General features: G+C 42.0%; 11 protein-coding genes and 1 tRNA gene. 11 read left to right on the top strand and 1 reads right to left on the bottom strand.

All coding sequences use genetic code 11. From position 1 onward, the window contains the following. Positions 1-35 precede the first annotated feature (35 nt). The 10 genes from scfA to aspS all read left to right on the top strand — a co-directional run bounded on the left by scfA (position 36) and on the right by aspS (position 13,920). Positions 36-179 (top strand): six-cysteine ranthipeptide SCIFF, encoded by a 144-nt coding sequence (gene scfA, locus ACQRBH_RS04490; RefSeq protein ID WP_235232026.1) that lies wholly within the window; start codon positions 36-38, stop codon positions 177-179. 87 nt (positions 180-266) lie between these two features. After that, positions 267-1,661: a thioether cross-link-forming SCIFF peptide maturase gene (scfB, locus tag ACQRBH_RS04485; protein ID WP_427761008.1), complete on the top strand. Its 1,395-nt coding sequence runs from the start codon at positions 267-269 to the stop codon at positions 1,659-1,661. Positions 1,662-1,699: 38 nt separating this feature from the next. Next, on the top strand, positions 1,700-3,871 hold the full coding sequence (secD, locus tag ACQRBH_RS04480) for a protein translocase subunit SecD (protein WP_427743591.1): 2,172 nt from the start codon (positions 1,700-1,702) through the stop codon (positions 3,869-3,871). 99 nt (positions 3,872-3,970) lie between these two features. After that, on the top strand, positions 3,971-5,761 hold the full coding sequence (gene recJ / locus ACQRBH_RS04475) for a single-stranded-DNA-specific exonuclease RecJ (protein ID WP_427761007.1): 1,791 nt from the start codon (positions 3,971-3,973) through the stop codon (positions 5,759-5,761). A gap of 83 nt (positions 5,762-5,844) precedes the next feature. Further along, positions 5,845-6,369 (top strand): adenine phosphoribosyltransferase, encoded by a 525-nt coding sequence (locus tag ACQRBH_RS04470; protein WP_235232030.1) that lies wholly within the window; start codon positions 5,845-5,847, stop codon positions 6,367-6,369. Positions 6,370-6,407: 38 nt separating this feature from the next. Then, positions 6,408-8,753 carry a RelA/SpoT family protein gene (locus ACQRBH_RS04465; protein WP_427743588.1) on the top strand — a complete coding sequence of 782 codons (2,346 nt, stop codon included), beginning with the start codon at positions 6,408-6,410 and terminating at the stop codon, positions 8,751-8,753. Positions 8,754-8,760: 7 nt separating this feature from the next. Then, positions 8,761-9,381 carry an MBL fold metallo-hydrolase gene (locus tag ACQRBH_RS04460; protein ID WP_347376023.1) on the top strand — a complete coding sequence of 207 codons (621 nt, stop codon included), beginning with the start codon at positions 8,761-8,763 and terminating at the stop codon, positions 9,379-9,381. Between the two features lie 14 nt (positions 9,382-9,395). Further along, positions 9,396-10,841: a coproporphyrinogen dehydrogenase HemZ gene (gene hemZ / locus ACQRBH_RS04455; protein ID WP_427743585.1), complete on the top strand. Its 1,446-nt coding sequence runs from the start codon at positions 9,396-9,398 to the stop codon at positions 10,839-10,841. Beyond that, positions 10,826-12,097 carry a histidine--tRNA ligase gene (gene hisS / locus ACQRBH_RS04450; RefSeq protein WP_427743583.1) on the top strand — a complete coding sequence of 424 codons (1,272 nt, stop codon included), beginning with the start codon at positions 10,826-10,828 and terminating at the stop codon, positions 12,095-12,097. Before hemZ ends, hisS begins: the two co-directional genes overlap by 16 nt. A 35-nt stretch (positions 12,098-12,132) precedes the next feature. After that, positions 12,133-13,920, top strand: a complete 1,788-nt coding sequence (gene aspS / locus ACQRBH_RS04445; protein WP_427761006.1) for an aspartate--tRNA ligase — start codon at positions 12,133-12,135, stop codon at positions 13,918-13,920. A 124-nt stretch (positions 13,921-14,044) separates the two neighbouring features. Here the strand turns inward: aspS and ACQRBH_RS04440 are convergent. Next, positions 14,045-14,117, bottom strand: a tRNA-Gly gene (locus tag ACQRBH_RS04440). Positions 14,118-14,296: 179 nt separating this feature from the next. Here ACQRBH_RS04440 and ACQRBH_RS04435 point away from each other — a divergent pair. After that, the gene (locus ACQRBH_RS04435) at positions 14,297-15,583 is read left to right on the top strand and encodes a homoserine dehydrogenase (protein ID WP_427761005.1); all 1,287 of its coding nucleotides are present in this window, start codon (positions 14,297-14,299) and stop codon (positions 15,581-15,583) included. Position 15,584: the final 1 nt, after the last annotated feature.

Raw genomic sequence — 15,584 nt, 5'->3', positions numbered from 1 at the left:
CATAAGTTAAGCAAAGTTTAAGGAGGAATGTAAACATGAAACATGTAAAGACATTAAATAAACAGACTATGAACAATAACATGAAGAAGAGCGGATGTGGCGAATGCCAGACATCTTGCCAGTCAGCATGTAAGACTTCCTGTACCGTAGGAAATCAGACTTGCGAACAGAAAAAATAATTTTGAAGTATATGGAATGCTCGAGACAGCGGTCTTTAGGGTCGCTGTTTTTCGTTGTATACAAAAAAGTGAAAGGGGTATACAGCCTTGATTCATCAGTATAAGAATAATGGCTATAATATCGTGATGGATGTCTACAGTGGCGCAGTTCATGTAGTAGATGATCTATGTTATGATGTGATCGCAGAATTAAACGAAATCAATAAAGATCATACAGTAGAGACGTTAAAAGAAGATTCTGTTTTGTCCATGCTGCATCAAAAGCTTGGAGACAAATATGAAGAAAAAGAGATTGGTGATGCACTGGAAGATGTCATGGAATTGACGGAAGCGGGACAGCTATTTGTAAAAGACACCTATGAGTGTATGATTGAGGAAGTCAAGAAGCGGAAAACGGTCGTAAAAGCACTTTGTCTTCACATTGCACATGACTGTAATCTGGCCTGCAAGTATTGCTTCGCAGAAGAAGGAGAGTATCATGGCAGGCGTGCTCTGATGTCTTATGAAGTCGGGAAAAAGGCATTTGACTTTTTGATCGCTAATTCAGGGAACCGACACAATTTGGAAGTGGATTTCTTCGGTGGAGAACCACTTATGAACTGGCAGGTGGTCAAAGATCTGGTTGCCTATGGAAGAGAGCAGGAGAAGATTCATAACAAGCATTTTCGTTTCACATTGACTACGAATGGGGTATTACTGAATGACGAAGTACAGGACTTTGTAAATAAAGAGATGGATAATGTGGTCTTAAGTCTGGATGGAAGAAAAGAAATCAATGATCAGATGCGTCCGTTCCGCAACGGAACCGGAAGCTATGATCTTATTGTTCCGAAGTTTCAAAAGCTGGCAGAAAGCAGGAATCAGGAAAAATATTACATACGAGGAACATTTACCCGGAATAATCTGGACTTCTCCAATGATATTCTCCATTTTGCAGATCTTGGATTTAAGCAGATGTCTATTGAACCTGTTGTCGGAGAGGAAAGTGATCCTTATGCAATCCGCGAAGAGGATGTTCCGATTATTAAAGAAGAATATGATAAACTTGCAAAGATCATGATTGAACGTGAAAAGGAAGGAAAAGGTTTTAATTTCTTTCATTTTATGATAGACTTAGACGGTGGACCATGTGTGGCAAAGAGACTGTCAGGATGTGGTTCGGGAACGGAATATCTTGCCGTTACTCCGTGGGGAGATCTGTATCCTTGCCATCAATTTGTAGGACAGGAAGAGTTCTTGATGGGAAATGTGGATGATGGCATTGTCAGGCCGGAAATTGCAGATGATTTTCGTAGTTGTAACGTATATTCCAAAGATAAGTGCAGAGATTGTTTCGCGAAATTCTATTGCAGCGGTGGCTGTATGGCGAATTCTTATAATTTCCACGGTACGATCCACGATACATATGATATCGGGTGTGAGATGCAGCGGAAACGTGTAGAATGCGCGATTATGATAAAAGCAGCGTTGGCAGAAGAATAGTAGAAATCAAGGCAGAAGAAGCAGAAAGGAAGTAAATCATGAAGAAGAACAAAGGCATACTGAGCCTGATTCTGACCGCTGTATTGGTCGTATTGCTTGGATTCACAGTGCTGGTTGGTTTCGGAGAGACCGGAACGGGTGCAATGAAGAATATTAAGCTTGGTCTGGACCTTAAAGGTGGTGTCAGCATTACTTATCAGGTAAAAGATGACAATCCGACAGAAGAAGAGATGAGTGATACCATCTATAAACTTCAAAAACGTGTAGAGCAGTATAGTACAGAGGTAAGTGTATATCAGGAAGGTGATGACAGAATTAATGTCGAGATTCCCGGAGTTACAGACGCCAACGCGATTCTGGATGAGCTGGGAAAACCGGGTTCACTGGAATTTCAGACCCAGGATGGAGAGACGGTTATTACGGGTTCTGATGTAAAGACAGCGTCTGCGCAGTCAGGACAGGATGATATGGGGAATAAAGAGTACTCTGTAGAACTGGATCTGACAGATGAAGGTGCAGAAAAGTTTGCGGAAGCTACAGAGGCCAATGTTGGAAAGCAGATTTCCATCATTTATGATGGTGAAGTTATCAGCAGCCCGAGAGTCAATGAAGCAATCACTGGAGGACAGGCATATATCACAGGAAACTTCACATACGAAGAGGCAGATAATCTTGCTTCTACGATTCGTATCGGTGGACTGAAGCTGGAACTGGAAGAATTACGTTCCAACGTAGTCGGAGCGCAGTTGGGAGAACAGGCAATCAGCACAAGCGTGAAAGCAGGAGCGATTGGTCTGGCAATTGTATTCATATTCATGATCTTTGTATATTATTTACCAGGTCTTGCTGCTGGTCTGGCACTGATCATTTATACAGAACTTGTATTACTTATATTAAATGCATTTAACATTACGTTGACTTTACCAGGTATTGCAGGTATCATCCTTGGTATTGGTATGGCTGTGGATGCAAATGTTATTATATTTGCCCGTGTGCGTGAGGAAATGACACGCGGAAAGAGTGTGAAGAATTCTCTGAAGACCGGATTCCAGAAAGCGATGTCTGCAATTGTGGATGGTAACGTGACTACATTGATTGCAGCAGCAGTTCTGTGGTTAAAAGGTTCTGGTACAGTAAAAGGATTTGCACAGACTCTGGCGATCGGTATTATTGTATCTATGTTCACTGCATTAGTGATTACAAGAATGATCGTATATGCATTCTATGCTGTTGGACTTCGCAATGAAAAATTGTATTATCGTCCGAAGAAAGAAAGAACGCCAATCAATTTCCTGGGTAAGAAGAAAGTGTTCTTTGTAATTTCTTTGGTACTCATCATTGGTGGATTTGCAGTCATGGGTGTTAATTCATCCAGAGGAAATGGAGCATTTGCATACAGTCTGGAATTCGAAGGTGGTACTTCTACGAATGTAACATTTAACGAAGATTATTCGATTGAAGAGATTGATGAGAAGATTGTTCCAATCGTAGAAGAGGTTACTGGAGATCACAATGTACAGACTCAGAAGGTAGCCGGTACCAATCAGGTTGTGATCAAGACCGTGACTTTGGAATTGGATCAGCGTGAAGCTTTGAATCAGGCAATGGTAGATAATTTCCAGGTTGATGAGTCGAAGATCTCTGCTGAGAATATTAGTTCTACTGTAAGTAATGAGATGCGTCAGGATGCAATCATAGCAGTAATCGTTGCTACGATCTTCATGCTCCTGTATATCTGGTTCAGATTTAAGGATATTCGATTTGCGGCCAGTGCGATCTTTGCATTGCTTCATGACGTTTTGATTGTTCTTGGATTCTATGCAGTGGCAAGAATCTCTGTAGGTAATACATTTATTGCATGTATGCTGACGATCGTAGGTTACTCTATCAATGCAACAATCGTTATATTCGACCGTATTCGTGAGGAACTTCATTATCAGTCCAAGACGACAGAGCTTTCAGAAGTTGTTAATAAGAGTATTACCCAGACACTTACAAGAAGTATTTATACTTCTTTGACAACTTTCGTAATGGTAGCGATTCTGTTTGTTATGGGAGTAAGTTCTATTCGTGAGTTTGCAGCACCGCTTATGGTTGGTATTATCTGTGGAGCATATTCTTCTGTATGTATTACAGGAGCACTCTGGTATGTAATGAGAACGAAGTTGGGCAAAAAACAGACTTCCAAGAATAGCAATAAGAAAAAATAGTATGAGATGATGAAGCAGCCATTGTTATCTGATTTATAGAATCAGAGATGACATGGCTGCTTTTTTCTATAAGAAGTTTTATTTGGAGTGGGATGAAAGATGGAAAGATGGGTACTTTTGAGAAAAGGTGCAGATTTTGAAGCGATTGGAAAAAAATACCATATTAGTCCAAGGCTTGCCTGTCTGATCCGGAACAGAGATATTATAGGTGAAGAAGAAATCCATCAATATCTTAATGGAACGATTACGGATCTGTATGACGGTATGCTGATGAAAGATATGGATAAAGCTTTGGATATCCTGAGAGAAAAGATTGCAGGACAACAGAAGCTTCGCGTCATAGGAGATTATGATATTGATGGAATCAATGCTTCTTATATTCTGTTGGAAGGTCTGGAGCGTCTGGGGGCGGATGTGGATTGCGATATTCCAAATCGAATAACAGACGGGTATGGGCTGAATATTGATCTGATCGAACGTGCGTATGATGATGGGATAGATACCATCGTTACCTGTGATAACGGAATTGCGGCAGCGGATGAAATCGCATATGGGAAGCAGTTGGGAATGACCATTATAGTGACGGATCACCATGAGGTGCCATATTGTGAGGATGATGGAAGGAAAACGTATCGTCTTCCGCTGGCAGATGCGGTCATTGATCCCAAGCAACCGGGCTGTGAATATCCTTTTAAGGGCTTGTGTGGAGCAGCGATTGCTTACAAGCTTGTGGAGGCGCTTTGCGAATCTATGGGAAGAGATGTAGATGATCTGGATGATCTGATTGAAAATGCTGCTATTGCAACAGTAGGTGATGTTATGGATCTGGAAGGAGAAAATCGTATTCTGGTAAAAGAAGGACTGCAAATGTTGGGAAGAACTCGTAACCAGGGACTGCGCTCTTTGATGGAGTGTACTGGTGTTCAAAAAGATCAGATTCGGGCTTATCATATTGGATTTGTTCTGGGGCCATGCCTGAATGCAAGCGGCAGGCTAGATACGGCAAAGCGGGCGTTAAAACTCTTGCGTGCAAAAGATAAAAAAGAAGCGGACATACTGGCAGGAGAATTAAAAGCATTGAATGACAGCCGAAAAGATCTGACGAATGCGGCGGTAAAGCAGGCGATAGAGCTGGTAGAGACAACGGCTGTGGGACAGGATAAAGTTCTAGTCATCTATCTGCCGGGATGCCATGAAAGTATTGCTGGAATTGTGGCTGGACGTATTCGCGAGATTTACTATAAACCAGTGTTTGTATTGACTGATGCGGAAGAAGGAATCAAAGGTTCGGGAAGATCGATCGAAGCTTATTCTATGTATGAGGAGTTAAGTAAATGTCAGAAGCTGCTGACCAGATATGGAGGACATAAACTGGCAGCAGGTCTGTCATTGGAAAAAGAAAATATTGAAAGATTACGGTATATGTTAAATGCTAACTGTACACTTCAAGAAGAGGATCTGGCAGAAAAAGTAGTGATTGACATGGAGATGCCGTTTTCCTGTGTGACAGAAGAGCTAGTCCAGGAACTGTCATTGTTGGAACCATTTGGAAAAGGGAATACAAAACCAGTATTTGCGGCAAAGAGTGTAGAAATTCTAAGTGGGAAAATTCTTGGAAAAAATAAAAATGTACTAAAACTTCAGGTACAAGATTCTGCCGGTACTCAAATAGAAGCTATGTATTTTCAGCATATAGATCAGTTCTTATCAGAACTTGAGGAAAACTATGGTGTTTTTGAAGTTGAGTCGATGTTGGCTGGCAAAAAGAATCATATCATTCTGATGCTTACCTATTATCCTGGAATGAATGAGTATATGGGGAAGAAGACACCTCAGATTGTTATTACGCATTTTCGTTGTCAAAAAACATTGAAAAACCCTAAGAAATAGCAGGAAAACAGCAGATTTATTTGAAAATCGCATAAACTAATGCTATACTTAGGATTGTATTTTAATAGAATGGAGAGATTGTTATGAAACCGATTGAAGAGTACGTAAGAAGTATTCCGGATTTTCCAGAACCGGGAATTATATTTAGAGATGTGACCAGTGTGCTTCAGGATGCTGACGGGCTTCATCTTGCGATAGATCTTATGCAGGAGAAGTTGAAGGATGTAGAGTTTGACGTGATTGTTGGGCCTGAATCCAGAGGATTTATTTTCGGAGTGCCGATTGCATATAATCTGCATAAACCATTTATTCCGATTCGAAAAAAGGGAAAACTTCCATGTGAGACGGTTTCAATCAGATATGACCTGGAATATGGCACGGCGGAACTTGAGATGCATCGCGATGCAATCAAGCCAGGACAGAAAGTAGTCATCATTGATGATTTGATTGCGACAGGCGGTACCAATGAGGCTATGGTAAAGTTGGTGGAAGGTCTTGGCGGAGAAGTTGTCAAAACGGTATTTTTGATGGAATTAAAGGGTCTAAAAGGCCGGGAAAGATTAAAAGGATATGATGTTGAATCTGTAATTGCATATCCAGGAAAATAATACGAACGAAAAATATAAGACAGGAAGGAGGCGTTAATATGTCAAAGACAACAACCTATGAGGCTATCGATGGTCGAATCGCGACAGAATCTGTTATGGAGGATAATGCGAAAGGACTTGAGATTGTTGATGGTCATGCGGTAAAAGCACCAGGCGATTACGAAGATCCGGATCGTTTGTATGACATGTTAATTGCCCGTATCCGTAAGTATCACCCGTCAACAGATGTCTCAATGATTGAGAAGGCTTACCGTCTGGCATCTAAGGCACATGGCAGTCAGCGACGTAAGTCGGGAGAACCTTATATCGTACATCCACTTTGGGTCGCTATTATTCTGGCAGATCTGGAGATGGATAAAGAGACGATTGTATCAGGAATGCTTCATGATGTGGTGGAAGATACGGATGTTAGTGAAGAAGATATCAGAAGAGAATTCGGAGATGAAGTGGCGCTTTTGGTGGATGGTGTCACAAAGTTAGGACGTTTGTCTTATTCTTCTGATAAACTGGATGTACAAGCTGAAAATCTGCGTAAGATGTTCCTTGCTATGGCAAAAGATATTCGTGTCATTATTATTAAACTGGCCGACCGTCTTCATAATATGCGGACATTGCAATTCATGAAGCCTGAAAAGCAGAAAGAGAAAGCCAAAGAGACGATGGATATCTATGCGCCTATTGCCCAGCGTCTTGGTATATCTAAGATAAAGACAGAATTGGATGATCTGGCACTGAAATATTCCCAACCAGAGGTGTTTTTTGATCTCGTAAAGCAGATTAATGCCAGAAAGACAGAACGAGAAGAGTTCGTTCAGCAGATCGTTGATGAAGTATCTGAACATATGAAGAATGCTAATATTAAGGCGGAAGTAAATGGCAGGGTAAAGCATTTCTTCAGCATCTATAAAAAAATGGTGAATCAGGATAAAACGGTGGATCAGATCTATGATCTGTTCGCAGTCCGTATTATTGTTGAGTCTGTAAAGGATTGTTATGCAGCCCTGGGTGTGATCCATGAGATGTATACGCCGATTCCAGGACGCTTTAAAGACTATATTGCGATGCCGAAGCCGAATATGTATCAGTCTTTGCATACAACATTAATGAGTTCGGTCGGTCAGCCTTTTGAGATTCAGATTCGTACGGAAGAAATGCATAAGACCGCTGAATATGGTATTGCGGCCCACTGGAAATATAAGGAATCTAATGATGGTAAGAAGAGTGTTGAGGCGCAGGAAGAAGAAAAACTAAGCTGGCTGAGACAGATTCTGGAATGGCAGCGCGATATGTCGGATAATCGGGAATTCATGAATCTGATCAAAGGTGACCTGGATCTGTTTGCAGAAGATGTCTATTGTTTCACTCCACAGGGAGATGTGAAGAACTTGCCGAATGGTTCTACACCGATTGATTTCGCATACGCGATTCATAGTGCTGTCGGCAATAAGATGGTTGGCGCCAGAGTGAACGGTAAGCTTGTAAATATTGATTACAAGATACAGAACGGAGACAGAATAGAGATACTGACTTCTCAGAATTCTAAAGGACCAAGCCGTGACTGGCTGAATGTTGTTAAGAGTACACAAGCGAAAAATAAAATTAATCAGTGGTTTAAAAAGGAATTCAAAGAAAGTAATATTATAAAGGGAAAAGAAATGATTGCGGCCTACTGTAAGGCGAAAACGATCAATCCAAGCAATATTCTCAATCCAAGATATCAAGAGATTGTGCAGAAAAAATATGGTTTTAAGGATTGGGACTCTGTTTTGGCAGCAATTGGTCATGGGGGGTTAAAAGAAGGTCAGGTCGTTAATCGACTGGTAGAAGAATACAGTAAAGAGCATAAGCAAGAGCTCACGGATGAGGTTGTTATGGAAAAAGTTGCTGAGGCAGCAAAAAATAAGGTCCATATAGCCAAGTCTAAGAGCGGAATTGTCGTCAAAGGAATTGATGATGTGGCTGTGCGTTTCTCCAGATGCTGTAATCCGGTGCCGGGAGATGAAATCGTAGGATTTGTCACACGAGGAAGAGGACTTTCCATTCATCGAACAGATTGTGTCAATATGATTCATCTGACAGAAGCAGAGCGTGCCAGATTGATTGATGCAGAATGGGAAAGTGATGTAGCAGAGAAAGATGGAGGACAGTATCTGGCAGATATCAAGATGTATGCCCGTGACAGACAAGGACTGTTGATGGAGATGTCCAAAATCTTTACAGAGAATAACGTAGATGTGAAGTCCTTGAATGTACGGACCAGTAAGCAGGGAACTGCAACGATTGAAACCGGCTTTATCGTGCACAGCAGAGAAGAATTGGAAAGAGTCGTGAAGAAACTCCGTCAGATAGAAGGAATTATTGATATTGAAAGGGCGACAGGTTAATCATAAGATGAAAGTTGAGAGATTTGTTACAGGAATTATTAGCACTAATTGTTATTTGGCAATCAATGAAGAGACACGACAGGCAGTTGTAATTGATCCGGCTGCCAGTCCGTCCTATCTGATGAAACATATCAGATCAGAAGGGCTTAAAATTGAAGCGATTCTTTTGACTCATGGACATTTTGACCATATGATGGGAATTGATGGATTCCTGGCCGAATATGATGTTCCAGTGTATGTTCATGAAGACGATGAGGATGTGATGAATCAGCCAGAGTTGAATCTGTCATCCACCTATACATCCGGTTACACATTTTCTGGAGCACATTATATGAAAGATAATCAGGTGCTTACGTATGCGGGATATGATTTTCAGGTAATTCATACTCCGGGGCATACCAGAGGTGGATGCTGTTATTATGTGGAATCAGAAGGCGTATTGTTCAGTGGAGATACGTTGTTCCAGAATTCAGTGGGACGTACAGATTTTCAGAATAGCAGTACTTCGGATCTGATTCGATCTATTCGCGAAAAGTTGATGCTCCTTCCAGATGATACACATGTATATCCGGGACATATGGGAGAGACAACGATTGGTCATGAAAGAAAATATAATCCATATATATAGATTGGAGTATTGGAATGATTCAGATTATATGTAGAAGTGAAGCGTATATTTATAATGTGTATCATATGATAAAGGCTTTTTATCCGTCTGAAGATGTTGTCAGTCAGGTGGAGGAAAAAGCCTCTAATTATGTAACGGTATTGCTTCAGGATGGTAGTATGATTGTTGTGGATGCAGATTATATATCAGAAGAACTATCGGAAAAAGAAGTGAAATATCGGATCGATACCTTTATTTATCAAAAATTGGCAGATGTAACGGGACATACACTTGCATGGGGAATTCTGACTGGAGTGCGCCCTACGAAGATAGCAATGAATAAACTGGAAGAAGGCTGGAATCAAGAGACTTTTGTACCATGGTTCATGGATGATTGTAAAGTAAGCCGCCAGAAGGCAGAATTGTCTTGGAAGATTGCAGAGAGGGAGAGAGAACTGTTGCAAAGACTGGACTATCAAGATGGATATAGCCTTTATGTAGGGATTCCATTTTGTCCGTCTGTCTGTACCTATTGTTCTTTCAGTTCTGGTGCATTGGCAGAGTGGGAACACCGGGTAGAAGATTATCTGCAGGCACTGTGCAAAGAGCTTCGTTTTATTGGAAAAAGATCGGCAGGCAAAAAGCTGAATAGTATTTACATAGGTGGTGGAACGCCAACAACGCTGAGTGCTTCACAGATGGATCGTTTACTTGATTGTATCGATGAATATTTTTCCAGAGAATATCTGCTGGAATATACGGTAGAAGCCGGAAGACCGGATAGTATTACTCGCGAAAAATTAGAAGTGATCAAAAAACATGGAATTACCCGTATCTCAATTAATCCGCAGAGTATGCAGCAAAAGACGCTGGAAGCGATCGGCAGAAAGCACAGTGTAGAAGAGATTATAGAAGCATATCACCTGGCAAGGGAAATTGGCTTCGACAATATTAATATGGACATTATTGCCGGACTGCCGGGAGAAGATATGGGAGATATGCAAGATACTCTGAGGCAGATTGAACGCCTTGCCCCAGACAGCCTGACCGTCCATTCACTTGCAATCAAACGTGCAGCCAAGATGGAATTAAAAGATCTGGAACAGGATACACAGAAGATATCCCGGACACTTTCTGGTATGATCTTAGAAGCTTCGGAGGCAGCAAAACGAATGGATCTGGTGCCATATTATCTGTACCGGCAGAAGAATATTGCAGGAAATTTCGAAAATGTTGGTTATGCAAAGGTTGACAAAGCCGGAATATACAATATACTTATTATGGAGGAAAAACAATCCATAATTGCTGCAGGTGCAGGTGCATCGACGAAGATTGTATTACCGGAGGCGATCTTGGTCCCGGGCAGCAAAAAGAAGAAGATGACCCGACTGATAAGGGTAGAGAATGTGAAAGCGATCGATGCTTACATTGAACGTATCGACGAGATGATAGAGCGAAAAGGAGAATGGTTATGGCATTAAAGAAGAAACCGGTCACCGGGATGAAGGACATGCTTCCCAAGGAGATGGAGATCCGTGATTATGTGATTCAGCTGATCAAGGATACTTATAAGACCTATGGGTTTACCTCTATGGAGACTCCATGCGTGGAGCATATTGAAAACCTGTGCAGTAAGCAGGGCGGAGATAATGAGAAGTTGATTTTTAAGATTCTGAAGCGCGGCGAGAAGCTGAAGATCGATGAGGCTAAAGAGGAGAATGATCTGGTAGATGGCGGACTGCGTTATGACCTGACGGTGCCTCTTGCAAGATATTATGCCAACCATTCGAACGAGCTGCCGGCTCCATTCAAAGCCTTACAGATTGGTAACGTATGGAGAGCAGACCGTCCGCAAAAGGGACGTTTTCGTCAGTTCATGCAATGTGATATAGATATTTTGGGAGAGCCGGGAAATCTTGCAGAAATAGAGCTGATTCTGGCGACAACAGCGATGCTTGGCAAATTGAACTTTCATAATTTTACGGTATGTATCAATGACCGAAATATCTTAAAAGCAATGGCTGCATACAGTGGATTTAAAGAAGAAGATTACGATGAGGTTTTCATTATTCTGGATAAGATGGATAAGATTGGTGCAGAAGGAGTAGCTGCAGAGCTTCAAGAGATGGGATATACGAAGGAAAATGTAGAGACCTATCTTCAGCTTTTTGATGAAGTAGCTCCAAATGTGGAAGGAATCCGTTATCTGAAGGAGAAGTTAGGGGATGATCTTTCTGATCAGACAGCAGACGGCATGGAAATGATCATCTCAAGTGTAGAAGCTGCAAAAGAATGTGAATTTAACATTAAGTTCGATCCGACCCTGGTAAGAGGTCAATCCTATTATACCGGTACTATTTTTGAAGTAACGATGGACGACTTCGGAGGTTCTGTTGCAGGCGGAGGACGGTATGATAAAATGATCGGTAAATTCACCGGTCAGGATACACCGGCCTGTGGTTTCTCGATTGGATTTGAGAGAATCGTTATGCTGCTTCTGGAAAATGGATATGAAGTTCCGAAAAAAGGAAGTAAGAAGGCTTATCTTCTGGAGAAAAATATGCCAAAAGAAGGCTTGTTAAAGGTATTATCACTTGCAAAAGCAGACAGAGAAGCAGGCAGACAGGTGCTGATCGTGAACATGAAGAAGAATAAGAAATTCCAGAAAGAACAGCTGACGGCAGACGGTTATGAAGAGATCATCGACTGTTATGCTGATTCCGTGGAAAATATATAAATATATCCTGAAGGATGAAAAAGGAGATAAAGACTATGGCAGAGTCAATGCAAGGGTTAAAGAGAACCCATAGATGTGGAGAATTATCCAGCGCCAATATTGGTGAGACAGTCACTATTATGGGATGGGTACAGAAGAACCGTAACAAAGGCGGGCTGGTATTTGTAGATGTAAGAGACCGTTCTGGAATTATTCAGGTGGTATTCGAAGAAGGAAAGGCAGAAGCTGCGCTGATCGAAAAAGCAGCAAAGCTTCGTGCTGAGTTCGTTGTAGCTGTTGTTGGTAAAGTAGAAAAACGTTCTGGTGCAGTAAATGAGAACCTGGCAACCGGAGAGATTGAGATCATTCCGGAAGAGCTTCGGATTCTTTCGGAGTCTGAGACGCCGCCGTTCCCAATTGAAGAGAATTCCAAGACAAAAGAAGAAGTACGTCTGAAATACAGATATCTGGATTTGAGAAGGCCGGATCTTCAGCGCAACTTAATGATGAGAAGTAAAGTTGCAACACTGACTCGTCAGTTCCTGGCAGATGAAGGCTTCTTAGAGATCGAGACCCCGGTACTGATCGGAAGTACTCCGGAAGGAGCCAGAGATTATCTGGTGCCAAGCCGTGTACATCAGGGACATTTTTATGCGCTGCCACAGTCACCGCAGCTTTTTAAGCAGCTGCTGATGTGTTCTGGATATGACCGTTACTTCCAGCTGGCAAAGTGTTTCCGCGATGAGGACTTACGTGCAGACCGCCAGCCGGAATTTACGCAGATTGATATGGAGCTGTCTTTTGTGGATGTGGATGATGTTATCGATGTCAATGAAAGGCTGCTTGCAAAGTTGTTCAAAGAAGTACTTGGGATAGAAGTATCTCTTCCGATTCCACGAATGACCTGGCAGGAAGCGATGGATCGCTATGGTTCTGATAAGCCGGATGTCCGCTTTGGCATGGAACTTACCAACGTTACAGAGGTAGTAAAGGACTGTGAATTCGTTGTATTCAAAGGTGCTATTGAAAATGGCGGAACAGTTCGTGGTATTAACGCTAAAGGACAAGGCGAGATGCCGCGTAAGAAGATTGATAAACTGGTATCCTTTGCGAAGGATTATGGCGCAAAAGGACTTGCTTATATTGCAATTCAGTCAGATGGAACAGTCAAATCATCTTTTGCCAAATTCATGAAAGAAGAAGAGATGACAGCTCTGATCGATGCTATGGACGGAGAAAATGGAGATTTGTTACTCTTTGCGGCAGATAAAAATAAAGTCGTATGGGATGTTCTTGGTGCGCTTCGTCTGGAGCTTGCACGTCAGATGGATCTGTTAGACAAGAATGAGTACAAATTCCTGTGGATCACAGAGTTCCCATTGTTAGAGTGGAACGAAGAGCAGAATCGCTATACGGCAATGCACCATCCATTTACAATGCCGATGGAAGAAGACCTTCCATACATTGACACTGATCCGGGACGTGTACGTGCAAAAGCTTATGATATTACCCTGAATGGAAATGAGATCGGCGGTGGAAGTGTTAGAATCTTCAATCCTGAGGTTCAGAGCAAGATGTTCGAAGTGCTTGGATTTACACCGGAGCAGGCTCAGGAGCAGTTTGGCTTCCTGTTAACTGCGTTCAAATACGGTGTTCCGCCACATGCAGGGCTGGCTTATGGTCTTGACAGACTGGTCATGCTGATGGCTAAGCAGGACAGCATCCGTGATGTCATTGCATTCCCGAAGGTAAAGGACGCATCTGATCTGATGACAGAGGCCCCGACAACAGTTGCACAGGAGCAGTTGGATGAACTGGGCCTTCAGATTGTGGAAACAGAATAGAAATGTTATATTTTCAAATAAAGATGGGAGGATCACAACCTCCCATCTTAATCTCTAAAAAGAGTTTATACCTTTTTCAAATAACAAAAAACTTGAAATTCGTTAGAATTTCAAGTTTTTTTAGAGCGACAGACGGGGTTCGAACCCGCGACCCCGACCTTGGCAAGGTCGTACTCTACCAACTGAGCCACTGTCGCATTTTTTATGTTTTGTGTTCCTCAGAACAATAAATAATATACTACAAGAATGTTTATCTGTCAACACCTTTTTTCAAAAATATTGAAAAAATTTCGAAAATCTAAAATTTGAAAAAATAATATATATTGTGGTATACTAGTGCAGTATGAAAGTGAAAACAGATAAAGGAAGTGGAGAGATGAACGAACAGCAGACAATTAAAATAGGCTTACTGGGACTCGGTACAGTTGGCAGCGGAGTTTATAAGATTATAGAGCGCCAGAAAGAAGAGATGGTCAAGAAAACAGGTGCCCGTCTGGAAATAGCAGGTATTTTGGTTCATAATCTGAATAAAGTAAGAGACGGTGTGGATACATTTCTTTTGACGGATCGATGGGAAGATATCATTAATAATGATGAGATTTCCATTGTCATTGAGGTGATGGGTGGAATTGAACCTGCGAAGACGATGATTCTGGAGGCATTAAATTCCGGAAAGAATGTGGTGACGGCGAACAAAGATCTGGTCGCAGAGTATGGAAGAGAACTTCTGGATGCGGCAGAGAATAATGGCGTGGATTTCCTTTTTGAAGCAGCGGTGGCCGGAGGTATCCCGATCATTCGTCCATTGAAGCAGTGTCTGGCTGCAAATGAAATGGATGAAGTGATCGGAATTGTCAATGGAACGACCAATTATATCCTGACAAAGATGTTTGAAGAAGGAATGGATTTTGATGAAGCACTGGCAAAAGCGACGGAACTTGGTTATGCAGAGGCAGATCCGACTGCAGATATCGAGGGACTGGATGCAGGAAGAAAAGTTGCGATTATGGCTTCCATCGCGTTCCATTCCAGAGTGACATTTTCCGATGTATATACGGAAGGCATTACGAAGATCTCTGCAAGGGATATCAATTATGCAAAGGAATTTGGCAATGTGATCAAGTTACTGGGGGTTGCACATAATACAGAAGATGGTATTGAGGTATCTGTACATCCGATGATGATTCCTCAGGAGCATCCTCTTGCATCAGTAAGAGATTCCTTCAATGCAGTATTCGTACATGGAGATGCAGTGGATGATGTCATGTTCTACGGACGTGGTGCCGGAGAATTTCCAACGGCCAGTGCCATTATGGGAGATGTCATTGATGTGGTGAGAGATATTCAGTATCACTGCACCGGAAGAATCAGCTGTACTTGTTACCGTGAGACGAAGGTGAAGGAATTTCGTGAGGTAAAGAATAAGTTTTTCCTGCGCATGCAGGTGGATAATAAACCGGGGGTTCTGGCAGCAATCGCCAGTGTATTTGGCGTGCATCAGGTCAGTATCTCGAAAGTAATCCAGAAAATCATTACGGACGGGGTCGCTGAACTGGTTATCGTGACAGAAGCAGTAAAGGAATATCATATGGAGGATGCTCTGGAGCATCTCAAAGATATGGAGACTACTCGTGAAATCAGCAGCGTGATCAGGGAATACTAGG

The organism is Bariatricus sp. SGI.161, from assembly GCF_050313695.1.
Lineage (GTDB): Bacteria > Bacillota > Clostridia > Lachnospirales > Lachnospiraceae > JAFBIX01.
Note: the sequence above shows the minus strand (reverse complement) of the source record. Positions and strands in the feature narration are given on the sequence as shown.